A 24,586-nucleotide genomic window follows, 5' to 3' on the forward strand; every position below is an offset into this window, starting at 1 on the left:
TTAGCTGTTGATTTTATAGTGTTCTAATTGACCATCATCCGTATAGTGCAAAGTGATATTTTTTGATTCTCGCATCGTGGCTATATCACTAGCTTTTACGTGAAAGCTTTTCGCCAAATCTTCATCTTGAGCATTCTCAGGCGCCTTTCGTCGGTCTTCACCATGAAAACGCAGCCAGTTATAACTTGCCCAAACAAAAAGACAGCAAATAAAGATTCCGATTGAGAAAATCAATTTCATGATCGTTAGACTGGTCATCGGTTGGGACTGATCCATAACCTGTGAATACACCACCGTGCCTTCAAACCACCAAAACACAAGGGTTAATAGCGGTAAAAATAACCACATCCAAAGCATCCACCCGACTGCCATCAGACCATAGCCTGCTGACTTGCGTTTGACGTATTCAGGTTTATCAATATATTCAGGTAATTCAAGCAATGATTCATCTTGAATAATTTTAAAATCTGAATCTGCAACCGGCTTCTGATTTTGTAAATTAACTTGGTTCATTGTTTTCCTCCCCTCTAAATCCACGGTCTGGACTGACCCAACGCGCACGCTTTTGGGTTTTAAAAATAGTCTTTGGCAAAGCAACGACCGTTGTCAGCATGGCTAAGATCCAGAAAAATAAGGGATACCAAATCACCCAAAAATAATTTCGCAGTAAGCGTTTTTTGTCGTAAGCGCGATCGATCCATAAACTCACGAGGAACTGGAATAAACAGGTCACGCCTAAAATCACTCCATACCATTGAGGTAAAAGTGATTGAATCGCCCACTCACCCGGTAATGAGAAAAATAGACCATAAAAATACAAGACAAAAATACTGAACATGACATATGCCCAGATCACGCTAATGATAGATTCGAATGCAATCGGCCACATCCGACGTAAACGCCATTTAAATATTTTAGGTAAATAGGCAAATAGTACTTCGATGCCGCCTTGAGCCCAACGTAAACGTTGTTTCCAAAGTCCATTAAATGTTTCTGGCATATAGATATAGCAAAGGGCTTGCGGTACATAGTGCAAATCCCAATGATCGAACTGCAAACGCCATGACACATCAATATCTTCTGTGATCATGTCATCACGCCAATAACCAATGCGGTCGAGTGCCGTTTTTCTGAAACCTGCAATTGCACCTGATACTGTAAAAATACGACCATAGGTTCTTTGAGATCGCTTGATTAAGCCAATAATCGAAGAAAACTCTCCAACCTGAATTTTACCCAAGATGCTTGAACGGTTCACAATACGTGGATTACCGGTTACAGCGCCCACGCGTGGAAAACTGGTCAGATGATGCATCATCCAAAGTGCCGAATGCGGATGCAGCAATGCGTCACCATCAATACAAATCAAGTATTCAAATTGGCTGACCATCGCGCCTGCACGTAATGCATACGCTTTACCCTGATTCTCAGCCAAATGCACCACACGCAATTTAGGATATTCGAGTACCAATTGGTCTAGAATTTCAGCGGTTCGATCTTTACTTCCATCATTCACCGCTATCACTTCAAAATTTGGATATTGGCTCTGCATCGCATATCGAATCGTGTCACGTACCTGTGCTTCTTCATTAAAGCAAGGCACAATGATGCTACAACCGTGTACGGTTGGCACGGGAAGTTCAGGTTGTTTCCATTCACGCTTTAAGTAGAACCACACGCCTCCAGCAATCCAAATCCACGCCATAAACAAGGGATATAGGAAAGCAAAGGCAAAAAACAGATCGTTAAAACTCAGTTCCCATTCTTGCATTACTGACCTCCTTGTATATACGGATCACGGTAAGTCAGTGGACTGCCATTCAAGCTGATGCTTTGATATAGGTGATGTTGAACGCGTTCGCCATCCTGAAGCTGATAATTATTCAGTCCGATTTTTTGAACCGACGCTGCGCGTAAAGCCTGATAGTTTTGCTGATACTTCACCCAATCTTTCTCGCTCATATTTGGATTGATATCTAAACTGACAATCAAGCGTTGCTTTTGCTCTGTATTCAAAGTCTTCAATGCGGACATAAAAGCTTTAAAACTTTGCGGATGTTGACCTGGGTTAATACTTAAATACAGAAAGTCCGATGCTGTTAGGGCACGAGTCACCAACGGTTTTAATCCAGAAAATTGATGTCCAGTTAAATTCACTTTAAGTGCAGTTTGGTTATCATTACTAATATTGGAATAAAAATGCGCTTGCGCCTTACTACGCTCTTTAATTGCAATAATTTTTTGCACTTGCTCAGTACATACGGCTGACCACTGAGCTGAATGAATTGCACAGTCCAAGCTGTTACCGGTGTTAATAATTAAACCTTCTAACGAACTATTGTTTTTCAATAGATCTGCCGTTAGGTCTGCTAGATTAATCCCCTGCTGTAGCTCCAAACTGATTGGAAGCTGTGCATAGACTCGATTACCAATTCGTGTACGAGCCTGCCATACAGTACGATTCAGTAAATCTTGCTGCATCGGTAGTTTTGAATTTGGGAAAAATAAGGCATCAATTTTGCCGTCACCATCATGATCAACAGCGGCATTTAAAAGCAATGTATTGGTTTTTAACGCATTGACCTGATCTAATAATGTCCCCAATTTCTGATCTGATTGCTCAGCCGTAGGTGCTTGTAATTCAGCCAAATTAAAATTCAGGAATGTTTTACGTTGTTTATAAGGCGCACGAGCTTCAACGATAAAGTCTTCCATATTTTGGTGGATAAACTCTGGTGTTGGGTTATCCATAATCAAGGCACGCTGATAGGTATGCACTGAATCTGCCTGACTGACCACATTACCTAAGCTAAAGGACATGGGCAGTCCCGCTTTACGTGCATATCCCTCAATTTCTGGTGTAACTGCACCGTATGGCCAGAAGATTGCCATACTATGAATACCCAGTTGACGATCGAGTTCTTGTTTAGATTTCTTCAAATCTTGCACAATACGCTGCTCAAACTCAGCATCGGTTTCATAACGATTTTGAGCTGGAAAATACTGACGTGTAATCGCAGCAGGTTCCATATTTTTTTGTGGGTTTGCCAAAATACCATGATGCAGATCATCCGAATGCGATACAAATTCGGCATATCCCGACTTTTGCATTTCCCGCATTTGATCCCAATTCATCAAATTACCCACACCATAAGCTTCATAAGCATCTTTGGTATTTCCATTGATCCAACTGGTTGGAATGGCAAAAACTGCAGGAAATTGATATTGCTTTAACAATGGAAAGACTTTGCTATAACTACTTAGCGCACCATCATCAAAAGTTAATAACAGCGCCTTTTCAGGTAACTTTTTCTTTTGTAAACGCGCCTGCATGACATCTTCTAAACGAATGGGCTGCCAACCTTCTCGTTTAATCCACGCAAAATATTGCCCAAGATTTTGCGTACTAATCGCATAGACATCTCGGTCACCACGTTTGGCAACATCATCTCGAACATCATGAAAGGTCAGCGTTACAAATTGGTTATGTGCGGTACTTTCATCAAGTTCAGGCATCGCCAAATTTGCAGTTTTTGGCACATTATTGTCAGCAAAAAGATATGTCGTACTGATGGGCAAAGTCACAGCTAGAACTAAGCTTTGCTTCAACATGCGGTGTATTAATGTATTTTTCATTAGAAGCGCCCCTCAAATCCAACAACTGCATAGCTACGATCTTCATCTTTTCCGTCATACGGATGTGAACCCCAACCTATTCCGTAGTTCAATTTCCACGTGCGCGAGAGCTGCCAATCATGTTGATAATACAAATTATAAATCGGACGACTTGAGTAGCCTTTTTGTCCGAATGTACCGATAGTTGCTGCAAAGTGCTGGTTAAAATGACGTTCATAATCACGCCATGTCATCCAATCATGTTCCAATGTCACTTCAGCGCTATAGCTATGTTCGGGGTTAAAATAAGGCACATCAACCGGATCATTTTTTCCGTAATAACCACGCAGTGTTGCCGCAGAAATATGATGCGGAGATTGCTGGAATTGTTGTTTAAAATATCCCGATAGTTCTTGGCGTAGATTGCCATCATCAATATCGGTCAATTGATAACTTGCACCTGCTTTGCGTGATTCATTTTGTTGCCAGTTCAATGCAAATCGATAAGCCTGCCCTTCGTGGTCCTGTGCCAAAGATTGCAATGGAATATCCGCTTGGCTATCGTAACCCAGTACATAGTTCCAATGATCATTCAGCCAATGTGACCAATCTAATTGCACACCAAAACGGTCGCCATCGGTGCTTTGAGAGAATAATGCAGATGCAGCTTTACGATCCGAAGCCCACTCTAAACCCATGCCAATCCGCTGGTCTTTTAATTTGCCAGACTCATACTTCGACCAACGATTGCTATGGTCTGCAAAGAGTCGATAATTATCGTAAAACCATGGGCTATTGATACGCGTCCAGTTTTCCTGTTCACGTGAACCTTTCAGGCGATTTTGTACACGAGGATCATCCGACTCACTTTTTGCAAAGGTACTCTGATGTTGAATTGACGCACGATTCCGATCATCCAATTCTTTTTTACTTTGTTTTACGCCCGTATCATCACCGACATGGCTGACCATATATTGATTGAGTTCACGCCAAGCTTGAATTTGACTCAAGGCTTGGAAATTCTGCATGCGGTTAATTTGCGTTCCCTGTGAAATGGGCTCCAAGCTATTCTGTTGTGCCAAAGTGTGCTGGGATTGCTCTGGTTTTTCACGCCAACGTTGAATTAATGCCAAATTATTTTGATACCCGATATTGCCGGGAGCCTTTGCGGTTAAGTCATTAAAGTAACGTTCCGCTTTTTCATGCTCGTTGCGATAAGCATAGTTCAATCCCTTCAACGCAATAAATTCAGTACGATCATCGTGTGGTGCCTTATCAACACCTTTTGCATTACTATAAACAAAGGTCGGCAACTGTTTGTCCATGCTGTCGATTAACTGATTGGCTAGTTTAAATTTTTCTTGTTCAATCAAGCTGTAGTACAAACCAGCATAGACGTTATAGTCCGCATAATTTTTTTCAGCAAATAAACTCTGATATAAAGTCTCAGCTTTTTCAGGTTGACGTAATTTTAAATAACTGTCTGCCAAAGCATGTCGTACATAAGCAGGCATTTCTTTAGCTGTTTGACCTGTTTTTTCTACTTGTGCCAATGCCTGCTTTGAAGCATTACGTGCATTTAAGGCATAGATATATTCATAATAAAATTTACGTTTACTGGCTTCATCTGCAGGAAGTGAGTCTTCATAAGCTCTCATTTCAGCCAGAACACGATCTAGTGGTTCAAATGCCGTTGCCCCACGCTTCATATCAAACGCATTTTTTGAGGCTTGAATGCCTTGTTGGATACGCTGTGAGAACTCATTCATCTTGAGCAAATGTTGCAACACTGGCTTAGAACTATTGAGTCCATTGGCCTGAATATAGCTTTGCGCAGTGGCAAAATCGCTATTTTGCAATAGAGCCAATATATACTGTTCTTGGGTATCAGTATTTGGCTGTTTTTCTAGCGCATATTTCGCTGCATTGAGAGATTCAGAAGGCATATCCAATAATCGATAGGCATAGGCCAATTGCGAAAGATAATCTGCACCAAGCGACTGTAAGTTGAGATTTGCCAGTTTTTGTTTTGCTTGATCTATTTGACCTGATTCTGCCAGCAACACACCCTGCCAAATCAACCACTGTTCCGATTGATCCTGCTGATAAAATTTTTGTGCCCACTGTAAGGCTTGATCATATTGTTTAAGATCACGTAAAGCTTTGATGACACTGACTTTGCCATAATCTGGAAACGTCGTTGGACTAATCTTCGCCAAGTAGACCATATCTGTAGAGCTAAAGGTTGCATTTGCATAACGCAGGAGCGTGTAATCTGCAATGAGCTTCTGATTTTCAGGATGTTGCTTTAATAAAACTTGTAATTGGTTAAATCCCTGATTCACTTTACCGACACGGATATCTGCAACACTTTGTTCTCTTTGCTGATCAATATTATCAACTGCAAATACAACCGTAGGAAGGCTCGAAAAAATCGACAAGAAACATAGACGAGATAAATAAGATTTATAAATCATGATTATTCACGTTAGAAGAGTAATTATTCATCAAATTAAATTAATGTGACGTGTTTCACATTATATCATATTTTGACCGATTAAATTTGGTTAATTATTCATACTAAAGTGTTAATAATGAATGAGAATATGCTGATTTTATAAATTTTCTTTACTATTCACCCACTATTATTAAATAAAAATAAAAAAACCCCTCATTTGAGGGGTTTTTATTAACAGAAACTTACCGTACTTAAGCAAGACCTTTTGACTTTAAGACTTCAAACATAGTTGAGCCTAATTCAGCAGGACTACGGGTATAGGCCATTCCGGCTTTTTCAAAAGCAGCAAATTTCTCTTCTGCTGTACCTTTACCGCCCGAAATGATCGCGCCTGCATGTCCCATACGTTTACCTTTTGGTGCAGTCACACCCGCGATATAACCGACAACAGGCTTAGTTACATTCGACTGGATATATTCAGCCGCTTCTTCTTCTGCTGTACCACCAATCTCACCAATCATGATGATCGCTTCAGTTTGCGGGTCGTCTTGGAACAGCTTTAAGCAATCAATTTGGTTCATGCCCGGAATTGGATCTCCCCCAATACCGATACAGGTCGACTGACCTAGACCCAGCTTCGTGGTTTGCGCTACAGCTTCATAGGTCAAAGTCCCTGAACGCGAGATAATGCCGATTTTACCCGGTTGATGAATATGCCCTGGCATAATACCGATCTTACATTCACCCGGAGTAATAATTCCTGGACAGTTCGGACCAATTAGACGTGCATTGTTACCATAGGTTTCTAGGTAACGTTTGGCTTTAAGCATATCAAGTGTCGGTACACCTTCCGTAATCACAACGATCAGCTCAACACCTGCATCTATAGACTCAATAATTGAATCTAGGACAAATGGTGCAGGTACATAAATCGAGGTTGCCGTTGCACCCGTTTCACGCACCGCTTCTTTCATGGTATTAAATACGGGTAGATTCAAATGTTGTGTGCCGCCTTTACCCGGAGTCACCCCACCGACCACTTTTGTGCCGTAAGCAATTGACTGTTCAGAATGGAATGTACCGTTTTTACCGGTAAAACCTTGTACCAATACTTTGGTGTCTTTATTAACTAATACGCTCATGATCTCTACTCCCTTAGCCTTTTACCGCAGCAACAATTTTTTCTGCAGCATCAGCCAAGCCATTTGCAGAAATCAATTTCAAACCTGATTCATCAAGTAATTTTGCACCCAACTCTGCATTGTTCCCTTCTAAACGAACAACAACAGGTACAGTCACATTTACTTCTTGAACCGCTGCAATAATTGCTTCAGCAATCATGTCACAACGTACAATCCCACCAAAAATATTAATTAATACACCTTGCACAGAACTATCCGCCAAAATGATTTTAAAGGCTTCAATTACGCGTTCTTTGGTCGCGCCACCGCCTACATCTAGGAAGTTTGCAGGTTGACCACCATAGAGTTTAATAATGTCCATGGTTGCCATCGCTAGGCCAGCACCATTGACCATACAGCCAATATTGCCTTCTAAGGCAACATAGTTCAAATCAAATTCTGATGCTTTCAGCTCACGCTCATTTTCTTGCGTTTTATCGCGTAGTGCTGCGATTTCTGGTAAGCGATATAAAGCATTTGAGTCGATACCAATTTTTGCATCCACACATAAAATCTCGCCATTTTCACGTACGGATAACGGATTAATTTCAAATAAAGCAAAATCATTTTCAATGAATGCTTGATAAGCCGCAGACATGATTTTGACAAATTGATTCACTTGACCATCTTTTAGGTTTAAAGCAAACGCCACTTCACGTGCTTGGAATGGTAACAATCCAACTAGAGGATCTACTTCAACTTTAATAATTTTTTCAGGCGTTTCTTCTGCAACTTTCTCAATTTCAACACCGCCTTCAGTCGATGCCATAAAGGTCACACGACGGCTAGAACGGTCAACTACAGCACCTAGGTACAATTCACGCTCTACTGGATAAACATCTTCAGATACCAAAATACCGCTGACGGGTTGACCTAATGCATCTGTTTGATAAGTGACTAAGCGTGAGCCGACCATTTGGTTCACATAATCAGTGGCTTCTTGTGCAGATTTTACGACTTTAACGCCGCCTGCTTTACCACGACCACCTGCATGCACTTGGGCTTTGAGTACCGCAAACTTACCACCCAGTTGCTCAAAAGCTTTGACTGCTTCTTCTGCGGTAGTTACAAATACGCCTTCTTGGACTGGCATACCATATTTTTTTAATAACGCTTTAGCTTGATATTCGTGTAGATTCATTGAACAACCTTTTACTCTTTCTTCGCTTTGTTATGACCCATTAAAGCCCAGACATCCGTCAAAGCAGCTTTAACCTTTTTAAATCTTAAAATATTTCTTATCTTTATTTTTAGATGATTATTCAAATTAAAACAACCATCTGAAACAAAAAAGAGCGGCCTAAGCCGCTCTTTTTACATCTTATTTACGTTTACGCTGAATCGCGTGAATTGCACGTCCATCGACTGCAAGTGCAGCTTCGTGAACGACTTCAGAGAATGTCGGGTGACCGAAAGTCATTAACTGTAAGTCTTCAACACTTGATACGAACTCAAGTGCGATCATGCCTTGGTGTACGATGTCAGACGCAGCAGGTCCAATCACGTGCATACCGAGTAGACGATCTGTCTTCGCATCAGCAACAAACTTAACAAAGCCTGCGTTTTCACCAGCAGCCATTGCACGACCATTTGCAGCGAAACCAAATTGACCTGTTTTAACTTCGTGGCCTTTTTCTTTCGCTTGCTCTTCTGTTAAACCAACCCACGCCGCTTCTGGGTGTGTGTAAATTACAGAGATAATAGTGTCATAGTTCACTTGAGCTGCATGACCGTGGATACGCTCAACAGCCATTACGCCTTCTTCCATTGCTTTATGTGCAAGCATTGGACCACGTACCAAGTCACCAATTGCGTATACACCTTCAACTGAAGTTGCACACCAATCGTTTACTTCAACTAGACCGCGTTCAGTGAGTTTAATGCCTGAATCTTCAGCCAATAAACCTTCTGCATATGCTTTACGGCCCACACAAACGATCAATTTATCGAAAGTTTGAGTTTTGTCTTCGCCGCCTTGAGTGTACTTAACAGTAACTTCACGGCCATTGACTTCAGTACCAGCAACTTTAGCGCCAACACGGATATCAAGACCTTGTTTAGTCAATACTTTTTGGTAATCTTTTGCCAAAGCTTTATCAGCCATTGGTAAGAATGCGTCCATTGCTTCAAATACAACAACTTCAGCACCTAGACGACGCCAAACAGAACCAAGTTCTAGACCAATTACACCCGCGCCGATTACGCCAAGACGTTTAGGCACTTCTGGGAACTCAAGCGCGCCAGTAGAGTCAACAATAATATCTTGGTCTACAGGAGCAACAGGAATATTTACCGGCACAGAACCCGATGCAAGGATTACATATTTAGGTTCTAAAATTTGAGTTTCACCTTCGTGAGATACAAACTCAACTTTCTTACCTGCAAGTAATTTACCTGTACCTTTTAACCATTCGATACCATTGCCTTTAAGTAGGCCATCAATACCCATTGTTAATTGGTTAACAATTTTGTCTTTACGATCAAGTAATTTTGCAAGATCAAATTTCACTTCACCTGTTGTAATACCGTGGTCATCTAAGTGATGAACGGTATCTTCATAGCGGTGAGATGAATCAAGTAATGCTTTAGATGGGATACAACCCACGTTTAAGCAAGTACCACCTAAAGATGGTTTACCTTTATGAATACGTTTTTCAATACAAGCTACTTTAAAGCCTAATTGAGCAGCGCGGATAGCAGCTTCATAACCACCAGGACCGCCACCAATAACAACTAAATCAAATTGAGACATGTGTATCTCCAAAAATGGGCTTAGAGGATCGCTCTAAGCCCATTGCATTATTCTGAAGTATTAAAGATCAAGGATTAGCTTAGCTGGTTCTTCTAACAATTCTTTGATTGTTACAAGGAAGCCTACTGCTTCTTTACCATCGATTAGACGGTGGTCATAAGAAAGCGCTAAGTACATCATTGGCAAGATTTCAACTTGACCATTTACAGCCATAGGACGTTCTTGGATTTTATGCATACCCAAAATCGCAGTTTGTGGCGTATTTAAGATAGGTGTAGAAAGCAAAGAACCGAAAGTACCACCATTAGTAATAGTGAATGTACCGCCAGTCATATCTTCGATACCCAATTTACCATCACGCGCTTTACCAGCGTATGCACGGATACCGTTTTCAACTTCAGCATAGTTCATGCGGTCAGTATCACGAAGAACTGGAACTACTAGACCACGGTCACTTGATACAGCAACACCGATGTCGTAGAAACCGTGGTAAACGATGTCATTGCCATCAATCGAAGCGTTTACAGCTGGGTAGCGTTTAAGTGCTTCAGTTGCCGCTTTAACGAAGAATGACATGAAGCCAAGACGTGCACCATGACGCTTTTCAAAAGCATCTTTGTATTGCGCACGCATTTCCATGATTGGTTTCATGTTTACTTCGTTGAACGTAGTCAACATTGCAGTTTCTTGAGTTGCAGCAAGTAAACGTTCAGCAACACGCTTACGAAGACGAGTCATAGGAACACGTTTTTCGATACGTTCACCAACAGCAACGCTTAATGGCGCAGCAGCAGGAGCAGCTGGTTTAGCTTGATGGTTTGCAACATCTTCTTTAGTGATGCGACCGCCACGGCCAGTGCCAGCAACGTCAGCAGCAGCAATGCCAGACTCAGTCAATGCTTTACGCACTGCAGGAGCTTGATCAGCAACAGGTTGAGCACGTTCAACAACAGGAGCAGCGCCCGCTTGAGTTTGCGCAGCAGCTTGTTCTACTTTCTCTTCTGATTGAACAGCTTGAGTTTGAGCAGCGCCAGAAGCAGCACCTTCTTCAAAAGTCGCAATCACTTCGTTCGATAAAACTGTATCGCCTTCGTTTTTAACGATTGCAGAAATCGTACCGTCAGCAGGAGCTACAACTTCTAAAACAACTTTATCTGTTTCAATATCACAAATCACTTCGTCACGTGATACTGCTTCACCTGGTTGTTTATGCCAAGTTGCAACTGTACCGTCAGCAACTGACTCTGGGAATACCGGTGCTTTAATTTCGGTTGCCATTATTAAGAATCTCCTGTTATTCAGCTACGATAGCTAAAGCATCATTTACGAGCTGAGCTTGTTGTTTTGCGTGCAAATATGGTGAACCACAAGCCGGTGCAGCAGAAGCTTCACGACCTGCATAACTAATACGAACTTGTTTGCCCGCTTTCATCACGTCGTCATAAAGACGCGGAGCGATGAATAACCATGCACCTTGGTTCTTCGGTTCTTCTTGAGCCCAAACCAATTCTTTAACGTTTGGATATTGTGCCAGAATTTCAGCAAGACGTGCTTCTGGATACGGATACAATTGTTCAATACGAACGATTGCTGTGTTGTTCAATTCTTTTTCACGACGTTTTTCAAGTAAGTCGTAGTAAACCTTACCACCACAAAGCACTAGACGAGTTACGTCTGACTTGTTGATATTGTCGATTTCATCGATCACAGTTTGGAATGAACCATTTGCAAGTTCTTCTAATGTAGAGGTTGCAAGTTTGTGACGAAGAAGAGACTTCGGTGAAGTCACGATCATTGGTTTACGGATTGGACGAAGTGCTTGACGACGCATCGCATGGTAAATCTGCGCTGGTGTAGTCGGTGTGATCACTTGCATGTTTTCTTCAGCACATAGCTGTAAGAAACGCTCTAAACGAGCTGATGAATGCTCAGGACCTTGACCTTCAAAGCCATGTGGAAGAAGCATAGTCAGACCGCATACACGTTCCCACTTAGTTTCGCCAGACGCGATGAACTGATCGATTACAACCTGTGCACAGTTTGCGAAGTCACCAAATTGCGCTTCCCAAATGACAAGGCTCTTCGGAAGAGTCGTTGCATAACCGTATTCGAATGCAAGAACCGCCATTTCAGACAATAATGAGTCATAAATAGCTGTACGTGGTTGGTTTTCTTTCAAGTTACATAATGGAATGTAAGTTGAACCATCTACTTGGTTATGAAGTTTTGCATGACGGTGTGAGAATGTACCACGACCAACGTCTTCACCTGTTAAACGAACAAGGAAACCTTCATCTAGAAGAGACGCGTAAGCTAATGTTTCAGCAGCACCCCAGTTCAATGGCATTTCACCAGTCTGCATTTTCAGACGGTCATCAATCACTTTAGCAACCTGACGTTGCATCACGAAGCCTTCTGGAAGCTCGCGCATTTTCGCACCAAGCTCTTTTAGACGTTCGATTGGGAAAGTGGTATCCCATTTGTCTGTGTATTCGTGGCCTAGGTAAGGTTTCCAGTCCACAAACATTTTTGTATTTGGCTCAAGTACCAACGCATTTGCAACGTGTTTACCTGCTTCAAGGTCAGAACGATACTGTTCAACCATTGCATCAGCAGAAGCGCGATCAATAACACCTTCTTGTACAAGCTTGTCAGCATAAAGCGTACGTGTAGTCGCTTTTTTATTGATGATTTGATACATCATTGGCTGAGTTGCAGCTGGCTCGTCGGCTTCGTTATGACCACGACGACGGTAGCAGAACATATCGATTACAACGTCTTTACGGAATGTATGACGGAAATCGTGTGCCAATTGAGAAACAAATAATACAGATTCAGGATCATCACCGTTCACATGGAAGATCGGTGCTTGGATCATTTTCGCGATGTCAGTACAGTATTCTGTAGAACGCGCATCACGTGGGTCAGACGTTGTGAAACCAACTTGGTTGTTCACGACGATATGAACTGTACCACCCACGGTATAACCGCGAGTTTGTGACATTTGGAAAGTTTCTTGGTTTACACCTTGACCTGCAAATGCAGCATCACCGTGAACGATGATTGGTAATACATCATCACCACCGATATCTTTACGACGTACTTGACGTGCGCGTACAGAACCTTCTACTACAGGTCCAACGATTTCTAAGTGTGATGGGTTAAACGCTAATGCCAAGTGAACTTCGCCACCCGGAGTCATGACGTTTGAAGAGAAACCTTGGTGGTATTTAACGTCACCAGAGCCTTTTTTATGCAGAGATTTACCTTCGAACTCACCAAATAGATCAGCTGGGTTTTTACCCATGATGTTTACAAGAAGGTTTAAACGGCCACGGTGAGGCATACCGATAACCACTTCTTTACAACCTACTGAACCTGCGCGTTGAATAAGTTCATTCACCATAGGAATGAAAGATTCACCACCTTCAACACCGAAACGTTTCGCACCAACGAATTTGTTACCAAGGTATTTTTCTAGGCCTTCAGCTGCAGTTAGACGTTCAAGGATATGTTTTTTCTGGTCTGCAGTGTAGCCAAATTGACCACGAGTACCTTCAAGGCGTTGTTGAATCCAACGTTTTTCTTTTGTATCAACAATGTGCATGTATTCAACACCAATCGAAGCAGTATAAGTTGCTTCCATTGCTTGAACCATTTCACCAAGTGTTGCTTCAGACTTACCGATTGCAAGGTTACCTGTATTAAATACAGTATCTAAGTCAGACTGCGTTAGACCATGCGCAGCAAGATCTAGATCAGGCACGATTTCACGTTTTGCAAGACCAAGTGGATCTAATTTTGCGTTTTGATGACCACGGTTACGGTATGCAGCGATCAACTGTAATACACCGATTTGACGGCGTTCATGCTCAGAACTTACTGCACTTTGCACTACAGGCTGAACACGGCTTGAATTACGGCCTAATAATAGGAATTGCTCACGTACATTGCTGTGTGGTTGATCACCTTTCGGGAATTTATCGAAGTATTCACGCCAATCAGCCTCTACTGAGTCTGGAGCCGTTAGATACTGCTCATAAAGTTCTTCAATATACGCTGCACTGTCAGCGCTAAGTTCAGTGTCAAGACGCAGTGCGTCAGCAACTTCTTGCATTTGTGGACCCATTTCCTATTGCAAAACATTTCAGGATGCTTTTTAAGCGAACCCATGATTAGTAATGTCAAATTGGTAATATGACATTAGTCCCCATTAGGCTTAAGCCTTGAGGCGTTATCACTACATTAGGATTACCCAATGTGATTAATGAACAATAACGCCCTCAGCGGCATCATTACTCATTGAGAAATACCCGACATAAATCGGGCAATTTTTGCAAATCATCTTAGAAAAAATAAATTTTTCGCAATTATCTTTTCTAAAGCGACTTTATTAACATTTATATACCGTCTACAGCGCTTAAATTGTAGAAAAAATGTACCCAATTCAAAGTCATTTTTTACATATAGTGATACCTTAAATGCTAACACGTTCGAGCATTTTCAATTGATTTTTTTGACACATACCTCTCATAAATTAGCGAAATACACTGTTTGTATTTTCATCTATGATATGGTGCTACATATAAAATGATCTTTCAATTAAGACAAAAGTCTACGTTCGATTTTTACCTCATCTCATATACAAAAACAAAAGAGAGCTGACATTCCTATCCTCTCTCTTTTTACTACGTTACATAATAACATCTTCTAATCCTTTTGACAGACTTGAACGAGCGTTTCATCAATAAATAACCATTTATCTATCACTTTATACTTTTAATTCACTACGTTTCTATGAAATCCATTTATAGCACTCTGCAATGACAGCGAATAACTTTCACTATCATCATTTTTATATATGACAAAAAAAGCGCACCCAATGGTGCGCTTCTTTTTACTGCTAAATCTATTAACCAAGATCTAAAAGCATATTACGGATGTGACCGATTGCTTTAGTTGGGTTAAGACCCTTAGGACATACAGATACACAGTTCATGATACCTTTACAACGGAACAATGAGAATGGGTCGTCAAGACGAGCCAAACGCTCTTGAGTTGCTGTATCACGAGAGTCAATGATGAAGCGATATGCGTTCAACAATGCTGAAGGACCCAAGAACTTGTCTGGGTTCCACCAGAATGATGGACATGAAGTTGAACAACATGCACAAAGAATACATTCGTACAAACCATCTAAATGTTCACGCTCTTCAGGAGACTGCAAACGCTCTTTAGGAGGCGCAGGCTGATTGTTGATTAGGAACGGATGGATTTTATTGTACTGATCGTAGAACTGATTCATATCTACAACCAAATCTTTAATTACTGGAAGACCTGGAAGTGGACGAATTGTGATCACTTCTGGTAAGTCGTTTAGGTTCCAAAGACACGCCAAACCATTTTTACCATTAATGTTTACACCATCAGAACCACAAATACCTTCACGACATGAACGACGGAATGTTAATGATTCGTCTTGAACTTTTAATGCTAGAAGTGCATCAAGCAACATACGATGCTTATCAGTCAACTCTAGTTTAAAAGTTTGCATGTACGGAGCTGCATCCTTATCAGGATCGTAGCGGTAGATATTAAATGTACGAGTACCTCTACTCATCTTACTTCTCCCAATTAGAATGTACGTGGTTTAGGCGGAATAGCATCTACAGATAAAGGCTTGTAACGTACTGGTTTGTACTCAAGACGGTTATCTACAGAGAACCATAAAGTGTGTTTCATCCACTCATCATCACGACGACCGTATGGGTAGTCAGCATGATCAGGTGGTAATTCAAAATCTACCACTGTATGCGCACCACGACATTCTTTACGTGCAGCCGCAGAAATCAGTGTCGCTTTCGCAACTTCATACAGGTTTTCAACTTCTAGAGCTTCAACACGCGCTGTGTTAAATACTTTAGATTTGTCTTTCAAGTGAATGTTACGTACACGTGGTTCGAGCGCAAGAATCTGTTTCACACCCTCTTCAAGAAGTGCAGATGTACGGAATACACCAGCGTGATCTTGAACGATGTCACGGATTGCATCTGCAACTTCTTGAGCATTTTCACCAGAAGTTGATTCATCAAGATGACGAACACGATTCAAAGTTTTTTCAAGAACAGTTGTAGGAAGCGGTGCATATTCATCACCGTGGTGTTTAGTTACATAGTCAACAATATGTTCACCAGCAGCTTTACCAAATACAACCAAGTCAAGCAATGAGTTTGTACCTAGACGGTTAGCACCGTGTACAGATACACATGAACATTCACCAATTGCATAGAAACCTTTCACTGGTTTAGTGAAATCACGGTCACCCGCATTGTGTGAGTACACACCAGTTTCTTTATTGTAGTTCGCAACCAAAGCTTCAGTTTCACGAGATACAGGAACAACCACTTGACCATGAATATTTGTAGGAATACCACCCATTTGGTAATGGATTGTAGGTACTACAGGAATTGGCTCTTTAGTGATGTCAACGTTCGCGAATTTCTTACCAATCTCAAATACAGATGGAAGACGTTTCATGATTGTTTCAGCACCAAGATGCGTCATATCAAGCAAGATGTAGTCTTTCTTAGGACCACAGCCACGACCTTCTTTAATTTCTTGGTCCATTGAACGTGATACGAAGTCACGAGGTGCCAAGTCTTTCAGTGTCGGAGCATAACGTTCCATGAACGGCTCACCAGCATCGTTACGAAGGATCGCACCTTCACCACGACAACCTTCTGTCAACAATACGCCTGCGCCCGCAACACCTGTTGGGTGGAATTGCCAGAATTCCATATCTTGTAATGGAATCCCTGCACGAGCTGCCATACCAAGACCGTCACCAGTGTTGATATAAGCGTTAGTAGATGCACGGTAAACACGACCAGCACCACCAGTAGCGAACAATGTTGCTTTACCTTGGAATACTGCAATTTTACCTGTTTCTTGGTCAATTGCTGTCACACCAAGCACATCACCCTCTTCATTACGGATCAAATCAAGTGCGATCCATTCAACGAAGAATTGAGTACCCATTTTCACGTTGCTTTGATAAAGCGTATGAAGAAGAGCATGACCTGTACGGTCGGCAGCAGCACATGCACGTGGAACTGGTTTTTCACCATAGTTCGCAGCATGACCACCAAACGGACGTTGGTAAATTGTACCGTCAGCGTTACGGTCAAATGGCATACCTAGGTGTTCAAGCTCATATACAACTTGAGGCGCTTCACGAGTCATAAACTCAATTGCGTCTTGGTCACCTAACCAGTCAGAACCTTTAACTGTGTCGTAGAAGTGGTAGTGCCAGTTATCTTCTTGCATGTTACCAAGAGATGCACCAATACCACCCTGCGCTGCAACAGTGTGTGAACGAGTTGGGAATACTTTAGTCAGTACAGCAACTTTCAAACCAGCTTGAGCAAGTTGGTAAGAAGCACGCATACCTGAACCACCACCACCAACGATGACTGCATCGAAAGTTAGGTGTGGAATATTTGTGTAATCTTCTTTAGGGGTTATAGCGCCCATGATATTTTCCTATCAATTTGCCCAAAAAATCTGGATCGCCCAGATCGCGTATGCAAATACTGCAACAATCACTGCAGAAGTCAGCACTAAACGCAGACCGTTTGCTGAAGGACCCATTTGACGAGTAGTCACATAGTCAGTGAATACTTGCCACATACCAATCCAAGCATGCGCAACAAGAGATAAGACAGACAATAAAGATAAAATCTTCATTGGTGTTGTCATCATAAAGCCATACCATTGCTCAAAAGTGAATCCGCTATTGCAAAGGATCCAGCCCAGTACAACAATAGTATAAACAGCCAATACAACGGCACTTACACGCTGGATAAACCAATCGCGAGAACCTGATCCTGTTAAACCTGTAGCACTTTTCATTAGAGAACAATCCATACAAATGCTGCAACAATACCGATTGCAGACAAGATCAATGAAATAGTAGCTGCGATACGACCACTTTGAAGTTCTTCAGCAACGCCAAGATCTGCAAATAGATGCTTGATACCACCAATAAGGTGATAAATTAAGCCGGCTACAAATACCCATACGACAAAACGCACAATAAAGCTATCAAACACAGCTTGAACTTGCGCAAAACCTTCAGGTGAAGATAAAGATTTGTCTAAAATCCAAAGAAGGACCGGTACGAGTAAAAATACGATAACACCTGATAGACGGTGTAAAATTGATGCAATAGCCACAGGGGATTTTAAGTTTACGTCTAAAACTTGACCCATGGACAAATTGACAGGTCTGTTGCTTTTCACAGCGGGCATCCTGTAAGTAAAAACTCCATCCGGAGTTTGTTGGAATTAATTCGTAGGAAAGCTAGCATAGTCAGACATTACAATATAATAAACTCTGCAGCTGTCTGATCTTATAAACGACAGGGAATTATAAAACGTGAACTTTCAAAACACAAACGAAGACAATTAGGAATTTTGCAAAATATCCTTAAATAAGAATCATTAACAATAACTTTTCTAAAAACAAATACCTTATTTATCTAAGAAAATCATACTATGTTGTTGGTTTTAATCAGTTAAATGTAAATCTCACTTATTGTTTTTGTGTGTATATGGCGATTTAAACTTTTAGACTAAAGATGAACAAATCTAAATCTTTCTTTTCCCACTACATTTTAAAATCTTCCAACACATTCGCCAAGCCATAATCATAAAAATAAATGTGCATCATTTTCTCAAATAATAAAACTCAAAGATCATGAAACGAAATAAGTACTTAGTCTGTGCATAAAAATCTTAGCAACAGCAAATCTGTTTAATAAAACGCCATTTTTTACCTTTCCAATGACAAAAATGCTCATTTATTGATCCTTTAAAGGCGTTTAATTAACTATTTTTTAACCAAACGAACTTTTTTTTAAGTACGATTAAGTCGTTTTAATTATGAATAAGAAAAAAGCAATTTAGAGCCACAGATGTATGTAAGTTACGAAAATTATAATAATTTAATGAAATAGCGGTCTTGTAATTCATATTTGTTTCAGAGTTTTTAAGAATTAAAAATTGCTTACAATTAAGGCAATAGGCTTTTTTTAATCTGCACCTCCCCTGCAAATTGACTTATTATACTGCGTCGGCACTGTGATTTTACTCATTTTTTAAGCGGATGAATTGTGCTTCATTTCAAGGAATGATCCTCAATTTATATCCATAAGTATAATTGACAAAATTTCAGTTCCCTCTAATCTTAGAGCAAATTTTTGATCTGTCTGATTCTCGCATTAAAAGATTAGTACTGAGTCAGATAAAACATTCACCAGGACAGGAGATCTATTGAATGTCTGAAGCAACTGGCAAAAAAGCCGTTTTACAGCTTGATGGCAAAGAAATTGACTTACCAATTTACAGTGGCACTCTAGGCCCAGATGTAATTGACGTTAAAGATGTGTTGGCCGCAGGTCACTTTACTTTTGATCCTGGTTTTGTCTCAACGGCTGCTTGTGAATCTAAAATCACTTTCATTGACGGCGGTAAAGGTGTTCTTCTACACCGTGGCTACCCAATCGACCAGCTTGCTACTAAAGCAGACTACTTAGAAACTTGCTACCTTCTTTTGAACGGCGAGCTTCCTACTGCTGAACAAAAACAAGAATTCGATGCTAAAGTTCGTAACCACACTATGGTTCACGATCAAGTTGGCCGTTTCTTCAATGGTTTCCGTCGTGACGCTCACCCTATGGCGATCATGTGTGGTGTTGTTGGTGCGCTTTCTGCGTTCTATCACAACGGTTTCGATGTTGAAAACATTGACCACCGCGAAATCACTGCTATTCGCTTAATCGCTAAAGTTCCTACTTTAGCTGCTTGGACTTACAAATACACAGTAGGCCAACCATTCGTTTACCCACGTAACGACTTAAGCTACGCAGAAAACTTCTTGTACATGATGTTTGCTACTCCTGCAGACCGTGATTACAAAGTTGACCCTATTCTTGCTAAAGCAATGGACCGTATCTTCACGCTTCATGCTGACCACGAACAAAACGCGTCTACTTCTACAGTACGTCTTGCTGGTTCTACTGGCGCTAACCCATACGCATGTATCGCTGCGGGTATCGCGGCTCTATGGGGACCTGCTCACGGCGGCGCGAACGAAGCTGTTCTTAAGATGCTTGATGAAATCGGCACTGTAGAAAACGTTGCTCCGTTCATGGAAAAAGTGAAAACTAAAGAAGTTAAACTTATGGGCTTCGGTCACCGAGTTTACAAAAACTTCGATCCACGTGCGAAAGTAATGAAAGAGACTTGTGACGAAGTGTTAACTGCACTTGGTATCAACGATCCACAACTTGCTTTGGCTATGGAACTTGAACGTATTGCGCTTTCTGACGAATACTTCATCAAACGTAACCTATACCCTAACGTAGACTTCTACTCAGGTATCATCCTTAAAGCGATTGGTATCCCAACAGAAATGTTTACTGTAATCTTCGCTCTTGCACGTACTGTTGGTTGGATCAGCCACTGGTTAGAAATGCACAGCGCACCTTACAAAATCGGTCGTCCTCGTCAGCTTTACACTGGCGAAACTCAACGCGATATCCAAGGTCGTTAATTCGAAAGAATTGTGCGAATCTAAAAACCGTCCCTTTGGGGCGGTTTTTTTATGCAGCTAGAATTATTTTGCGCTATTGAACAGCCCCATCTGACTGAATTTTCCAACTCAATCATTAGATAAAACGATGCATCACAAACTATAAAGTATGCTGTTTATTGCTGAGTGTATTTTAAATCGCCATTTTCTAGAAAGTCTCACACTGTTTCATTAGATAGCGTCATAAAAAAGCCTAATTCCACGTAGAAATTAGGCTGTAAACAAAAGGCTTAAATATTGATGATGCTTTATTTTGGCTTATTGAGTTAGGCAACTTTTAATAAACAATATTTTCTAAGCAACCGTCTCATAGTCTGTCAAGTCCACCTGTTTTAGACGCTGCTTTAACTGTTTCAGTGACCACGGCCAAGCTGCAAAATTACGTCCATTGGCATCTAAGTAATAGCTCTTACAGCCGCCACTATTAAAGACTGTAGTCTGTAGATGTGTCTGCACTTTTGCATTGTGATAGGCCAATACATTTGGCTTAATTTCAAGCCGCTGTATCTTCTCTTGTTTCATTTTTACTAAAGCCTCAACGATATACCCAACCTGTGCTTCTGCAATCCCAATGAATGAGTCATAAACCAAAATATTTGGCCCGAGCACCAAGAAGGCATTAGGTACTTGCGCGATACTGGTACCCAAAAACGCTTCAGGAGAACTGTTTTTCCAAAGTTCTGACAATAACTCCCCTTTGGCATTTTTTACACGTTGCCCAATCGGCGGATGAGAAACTTCAAAACCTGTGCCCCAAATAATGACATCGACTTCATGACGTTCACCATTTGCAGCAATAACAGTATTACCTTCTATTTCAACTAAACCATGTGGTACAAGTTCGACATTGGCTTGCTGCAAAGCAGGATAATAGTTATTGGCAAATAAAAGACGCTTACAACCAATAGAAAAGTTTGGTGTAACTTTTTCACGTAATTCAGCATCTTGAATTTGTGTTTTTAACAACTGACGACCCAAATAATTCACAGGCTCTAAAAGCGAAGGATTACGTAGTCCTAAATTAATACCATTTAATATACCGGCCACACTTTTGCGCCAAGTTTCTTGTACTGTTGGAAAGCGGGTAATGATGCCTTTCGCACGGTCATTCAGTGGAAAATCTGCTTTTGGCAATACCCATGGTGCGGTACGTTGAAACACCACCACATTTTTGGCAATAGGTTGAATCTGAGGAATAAACTGAATCGCAGATGCCCCCGTACCAATCACCGCAATACGTTTATCTTTTAAGTCATAGGCATGGTTCCATCGCGCAGAATGGAACATTTCACCTTCAAAGCTTTCAATACCTTTAATTTTTGGAATTTGAGGTTCAGTAATCGGCCCAGTGGAAAAAATTACCGTTCTCGCCGCATACTTACCTTTACTCGTCTCCAATTGCCATTGCTTTAATTCCTCATTCCATTCCGCTGCAATCAATTCACAGTTGAACTGAATGTTGCGATAAAGCCCATGCTGCTCTGCCACATCCTCTAAATAGTTCAGAATCTCAGGTTGCTTGGCAAATAAATGACTCCATTTATGACTCGGCGCAAATGAAAAAGAATACAACGCCGAAGGAACATCACATCCACAACCTGGATAGGTGTTGTCGCGCCATGTACCTCCCACGCGATTGGCTTTTTCTAAAACCACATAATCTGTATAACCCCGTTCATTCATTTGATGAGCAGCAGCTAAACCTGATATCCCCGCACCAATCACGATGGTATCGTAGACACGCACTTGATTTTCTACGCTTGGTTTTTCTAGGCTAGGCTCTGACTCTGATTGGTCTTGTACTGCTTTTTTTGCTTTGGCAGAAGACGTTACAGTACGACGTGCATTAGTTTGCGTTGTTGCCTTTTTAGTTTGAGTTTTCTCTTGATCTAATGCTTTTACATCTTCGTCATGTAATTGTGTCGGCATATTCATGCTTTTGCTCCCGACTTTTTAATATAGTTGTTAAATAAGGGATAACCCACCCCCAATAAGCGGGTATAGGTTTGCGGGGATAGACGCTTTAACCACCAAAATAATTTGGCATCAGGTTGCGGAATGGTATACAACTTCCCTGCATCTAAATTATTCAATGTCAAATCGACGACATCGTGGCTCGTCGTAAATGCATGATTCATCAGCAGTTGATCAGCTAAGCCTGAATATCGATTGGGCAAGCGTCCATTCTTCATGATATTGGTCGGCACCAAGGTTGGGCACAGTACATTCACACGGATATTTGCCGATCTGAGCTCTGCCGATAAAGTTTCAGACAATGCCAACACACTCGACTTCGTCACGTTATATGCTGTCATTTCGGGTGCTGCGGTATATGCCGCAGCAGAAGCAACATTAATAATCGCGCCCCCCTGCTTATTTTGTTTCAACTTGGGTACAAAATAATGGCAGCCATGCACCACACCCCACAAATTGACATGCATACACCACTGCCAGTCGTCTAAACTCAGCTCATCAAATTTACCACCCAACCCGACACCTGCATTGTTGATCACCAAGGTCACAGCATGTCCCATCAACTGCTCGGCTAGCTCTGACAGCGATTTAACTTCTTCAGCTTTACCTACATCACACTGCACTGCATAAGCATTTGATGAGGTCATGGATTGAATTTGATCAACCGTTTCTTGCGCTGCTTCTAGATGAATATCGGCACAGACCACTGTTCCACCACGACGTGCCAACTCCAAAGCAAAGCTTCTTCCTATACCACTGCCTGCACCAGTAACCACCGCGTAGGCGTTTTCACTTGGCTTATTCTTTTTTCCAAATAGACCCATGGTTGTGTCCTTTTATCGTTTTAATGCTGGGGTAAATTCTTTGACAAAATAAGGTGTCAACACACCATCAACGGGGTTCAGCAAACGCTTTTTGTAATATTCAAGAAATGCAGAAGTGTCATGATCATTTGGGTGAAAACTTGGTCGTAAATAATCAAAAATATGCCCGAGGCTGCTGCCATAAACACCATCTTTTAACCCAAAAATCAGTTGGAAACTGCGCGGAACATCTTTCCAATAACTTAGGCTAATCAAGTTCGACGGTTTTCTGTAAAACGGCACAATCGAAGCGCCTATCGAAATCAAACCCAAAATGGTAATTAATGCAGGGAAAAAGCCAGCAATACGTAAAGCATAATTACCTGATAATTCTTGATAAACATCATAGGCAATGTCTTTGTGTTCAGACTCTTCCAACATATGCCACATCCAAATAGCGCGCTGCTTTTCATCTATTGAATTAAAAAAGATTTCTTCATGATTCATCATGTATTCCGCAAGCACTGCGGTGAAATGCTCAATTGCTGCCATTGAGGATAACTTCATTGGCTGTGGCATACGTTCAAAACCATAGGCAAAGACGTAGTGTTCTAATTTTCTAAAAAATTGCACAGGCAGATTTCTTGCGCGATACGCTTCATTCATTTCTTCATGCATACGTGAATGAATAGCCTCTTGCCCAATCAACGACGTGACACGTTGTCTTAATACAGGATCTTGAATAAAGTCGCGATGATATCGAGCAGTATCAATCACCAAATCTTCGCCACGGGTTAAGAAAATAGATAAAGATGCAAAATAGGCACTGGCCAATTCTGCATTCATATAAAATTTTGGATCAATTTTTTCTGGTTCAAAATCAAATTTCATATGACGAATAGGAACAACGGCAGACTGTTTTGTTGGGTCAAAGACAGGGCCTGCAAATACGCGTGCTAACGTTTTTTTTATCGGTTGAAAAGCGCTCATGATTTTGCTCTCAATTTGGGTGTTTACCGTTCATTGACTTCATGTCGATTGAAGTAAAAACACATAGATTGAGGATCAAATTAAGTGAGATAGATCACTAGGCCATTAGCAAAACCGACCTCTCGATTTGCAAAAATGCTCAAATATTTTCTTTGTCAGA

General features: G+C 41.2%; 17 protein-coding genes. 1 reads left to right on the forward strand and 16 read right to left on the reverse strand.

Annotated elements, in window-relative coordinates; genetic code table 11:
* The 13 genes from pgaD to sdhC all read right to left on the reverse strand — a co-directional run bounded on the left by pgaD (window position 1) and on the right by sdhC (window position 18,315).
* Window positions 1–513 carry a poly-beta-1,6-N-acetyl-D-glucosamine biosynthesis protein PgaD gene (pgaD, locus tag MST18_RS11135; RefSeq protein ID WP_180079069.1) on the reverse strand — a complete coding sequence of 171 codons (513 nt, stop codon included), beginning with the start codon at window positions 511–513 and terminating at the stop codon, window positions 1–3.
* The gene (gene pgaC / locus MST18_RS11140; RefSeq protein WP_180079070.1) at window positions 500–1,771 is read right to left on the reverse strand and encodes a poly-beta-1,6-N-acetyl-D-glucosamine synthase; all 1,272 of its coding nucleotides are present in this window, start codon (window positions 1,769–1,771) and stop codon (window positions 500–502) included. The genes pgaD and pgaC overlap by 14 nt, the downstream gene beginning before the upstream one ends.
* Window positions 1,771–3,636 (reverse strand): poly-beta-1,6-N-acetyl-D-glucosamine N-deacetylase PgaB, encoded by a 1,866-nt coding sequence (gene pgaB, locus MST18_RS11145; protein ID WP_249734757.1) that lies wholly within the window; start codon window positions 3,634–3,636, stop codon window positions 1,771–1,773. Before pgaB ends, pgaC begins: the two co-directional genes overlap by 1 nt.
* The gene (gene pgaA / locus MST18_RS11150) at window positions 3,636–6,092 is read right to left on the reverse strand and encodes a poly-beta-1,6 N-acetyl-D-glucosamine export porin PgaA (protein ID WP_180133617.1); all 2,457 of its coding nucleotides are present in this window, start codon (window positions 6,090–6,092) and stop codon (window positions 3,636–3,638) included. Before pgaA ends, pgaB begins: the two co-directional genes overlap by 1 nt.
* A gap of 232 nt (window positions 6,093–6,324) precedes the next feature.
* Complete coding sequence (gene sucD, locus MST18_RS11155; protein ID WP_180024115.1) at window positions 6,325–7,215, reverse strand: succinate--CoA ligase subunit alpha; 891 nt, start codon at window positions 7,213–7,215, stop codon at window positions 6,325–6,327.
* Between the two features lie 13 nt (window positions 7,216–7,228).
* Window positions 7,229–8,395, reverse strand: a complete 1,167-nt coding sequence (gene sucC / locus MST18_RS11160) for an ADP-forming succinate--CoA ligase subunit beta (RefSeq protein WP_078192988.1) — start codon at window positions 8,393–8,395, stop codon at window positions 7,229–7,231.
* Window positions 8,396–8,575: 180 nt separating this feature from the next.
* Window positions 8,576–10,006 (reverse strand): dihydrolipoyl dehydrogenase, encoded by a 1,431-nt coding sequence (gene lpdA / locus MST18_RS11165; RefSeq protein ID WP_078192989.1) that lies wholly within the window; start codon window positions 10,004–10,006, stop codon window positions 8,576–8,578.
* A gap of 60 nt (window positions 10,007–10,066) precedes the next feature.
* Window positions 10,067–11,284 carry a 2-oxoglutarate dehydrogenase complex dihydrolipoyllysine-residue succinyltransferase gene (gene odhB / locus MST18_RS11170; protein ID WP_078192990.1) on the reverse strand — a complete coding sequence of 406 codons (1,218 nt, stop codon included), beginning with the start codon at window positions 11,282–11,284 and terminating at the stop codon, window positions 10,067–10,069.
* A gap of 16 nt (window positions 11,285–11,300) precedes the next feature.
* A complete protein-coding gene (locus tag MST18_RS11175; RefSeq protein WP_180133638.1) occupies window positions 11,301–14,123 on the reverse strand; it encodes a 2-oxoglutarate dehydrogenase E1 component in 2,823 nt (940 codons plus the stop codon).
* A gap of 795 nt (window positions 14,124–14,918) precedes the next feature.
* Window positions 14,919–15,626: a succinate dehydrogenase iron-sulfur subunit gene (locus MST18_RS11180; protein WP_078189905.1), complete on the reverse strand. Its 708-nt coding sequence runs from the start codon at window positions 15,624–15,626 to the stop codon at window positions 14,919–14,921.
* Window positions 15,627–15,640: 14 nt separating this feature from the next.
* Window positions 15,641–17,539, reverse strand: a complete 1,899-nt coding sequence (gene sdhA / locus MST18_RS11185) for a succinate dehydrogenase flavoprotein subunit (protein ID WP_078192991.1) — start codon at window positions 17,537–17,539, stop codon at window positions 15,641–15,643.
* 12 nt (window positions 17,540–17,551) lie between these two features.
* The gene (sdhD, locus tag MST18_RS11190; RefSeq protein ID WP_078189907.1) at window positions 17,552–17,917 is read right to left on the reverse strand and encodes a succinate dehydrogenase, hydrophobic membrane anchor protein; all 366 of its coding nucleotides are present in this window, start codon (window positions 17,915–17,917) and stop codon (window positions 17,552–17,554) included.
* The gene (sdhC, locus tag MST18_RS11195) at window positions 17,917–18,315 is read right to left on the reverse strand and encodes a succinate dehydrogenase, cytochrome b556 subunit (protein WP_078192993.1); all 399 of its coding nucleotides are present in this window, start codon (window positions 18,313–18,315) and stop codon (window positions 17,917–17,919) included. Before sdhC ends, sdhD begins: the two co-directional genes overlap by 1 nt.
* A 1,027-nt stretch (window positions 18,316–19,342) precedes the next feature.
* Here sdhC and gltA point away from each other — a divergent pair.
* Window positions 19,343–20,620 (forward strand): citrate synthase, encoded by a 1,278-nt coding sequence (gene gltA / locus MST18_RS11200; protein ID WP_078189909.1) that lies wholly within the window; start codon window positions 19,343–19,345, stop codon window positions 20,618–20,620.
* A 333-nt stretch (window positions 20,621–20,953) separates the two neighbouring features.
* On the opposite strand, the gene MST18_RS11205 is transcribed toward gltA, so the two are convergent.
* The 3 genes from MST18_RS11205 to MST18_RS11215 are packed head-to-tail and all read right to left on the reverse strand — an operon-like array spanning window position 20,954 to window position 24,426.
* Window positions 20,954–22,594, reverse strand: coding sequence for an NAD(P)/FAD-dependent oxidoreductase (locus MST18_RS11205; protein WP_180133616.1), 1,641 nt, complete (start codon window positions 22,592–22,594; stop codon window positions 20,954–20,956).
* Window positions 22,591–23,457: an SDR family NAD(P)-dependent oxidoreductase gene (locus MST18_RS11210; protein WP_180133615.1), complete on the reverse strand. Its 867-nt coding sequence runs from the start codon at window positions 23,455–23,457 to the stop codon at window positions 22,591–22,593. The genes MST18_RS11205 and MST18_RS11210 overlap by 4 nt, the downstream gene beginning before the upstream one ends.
* A 12-nt stretch (window positions 23,458–23,469) precedes the next feature.
* Window positions 23,470–24,426 (reverse strand): metal-dependent hydrolase, encoded by a 957-nt coding sequence (locus MST18_RS11215; protein WP_180133614.1) that lies wholly within the window; start codon window positions 24,424–24,426, stop codon window positions 23,470–23,472.
* Window positions 24,427–24,586: the final 160 nt, after the last annotated feature.

The sequence above is a fragment of the Acinetobacter sp. YH12068_T genome (assembly GCF_024606005.1).
Taxonomy (GTDB): Bacteria; Pseudomonadota; Gammaproteobacteria; order Pseudomonadales; family Moraxellaceae; genus Acinetobacter; species Acinetobacter amyesii.

Excerpts from the sequence above, each read along its gene's own strand:
- pgaD (WP_180079069.1), bottom strand. The coding sequence starts at position 513 with ATGAACCAAGTTAATTTACAAAATCAGAAGCCGGTTGCAGATTCAGAT.
- pgaC (WP_180079070.1), bottom strand. The coding sequence starts at position 1,771 with ATGCAAGAATGGGAACTGAGTTTTAACGATCTGTTTTTTGCCTTTGCT.
- pgaB (WP_249734757.1), bottom strand. The coding sequence starts at position 3,636 with ATGAAAAATACATTAATACACCGCATGTTGAAGCAAAGCTTAGTTCTA.
- pgaA (WP_180133617.1), bottom strand. The coding sequence starts at position 6,092 with ATGATTTATAAATCTTATTTATCTCGTCTATGTTTCTTGTCGATTTTT.
- sucD (WP_180024115.1), bottom strand. The coding sequence starts at position 7,215 with ATGAGCGTATTAGTTAATAAAGACACCAAAGTATTGGTACAAGGTTTT.
- sucC (WP_078192988.1), bottom strand. The coding sequence starts at position 8,395 with ATGAATCTACACGAATATCAAGCTAAAGCGTTATTAAAAAAATATGGT.
- lpdA (WP_078192989.1), bottom strand. The coding sequence starts at position 10,006 with ATGTCTCAATTTGATTTAGTTGTTATTGGTGGCGGTCCTGGTGGTTAT.
- odhB (WP_078192990.1), bottom strand. The coding sequence starts at position 11,284 with ATGGCAACCGAAATTAAAGCACCGGTATTCCCAGAGTCAGTTGCTGAC.
- MST18_RS11175 (WP_180133638.1), bottom strand. The coding sequence starts at position 14,123 with ATGCAAGAAGTTGCTGACGCACTGCGTCTTGACACTGAACTTAGCGCT.
- MST18_RS11180 (WP_078189905.1), bottom strand. The coding sequence starts at position 15,626 with ATGAGTAGAGGTACTCGTACATTTAATATCTACCGCTACGATCCTGAT.
- sdhA (WP_078192991.1), bottom strand. The coding sequence starts at position 17,539 with ATGGGCGCTATAACCCCTAAAGAAGATTACACAAATATTCCACACCTA.
- sdhD (WP_078189907.1), bottom strand. The coding sequence starts at position 17,917 with ATGAAAAGTGCTACAGGTTTAACAGGATCAGGTTCTCGCGATTGGTTT.
- sdhC (WP_078192993.1), bottom strand. The coding sequence starts at position 18,315 with ATGCCCGCTGTGAAAAGCAACAGACCTGTCAATTTGTCCATGGGTCAA.
- gltA (WP_078189909.1), top strand. The coding sequence starts at position 19,343 with ATGTCTGAAGCAACTGGCAAAAAAGCCGTTTTACAGCTTGATGGCAAA.
- MST18_RS11205 (WP_180133616.1), bottom strand. The coding sequence starts at position 22,594 with ATGAATATGCCGACACAATTACATGACGAAGATGTAAAAGCATTAGAT.
- MST18_RS11210 (WP_180133615.1), bottom strand. The coding sequence starts at position 23,457 with ATGGGTCTATTTGGAAAAAAGAATAAGCCAAGTGAAAACGCCTACGCG.
- MST18_RS11215 (WP_180133614.1), bottom strand. The coding sequence starts at position 24,426 with ATGAGCGCTTTTCAACCGATAAAAAAAACGTTAGCACGCGTATTTGCA.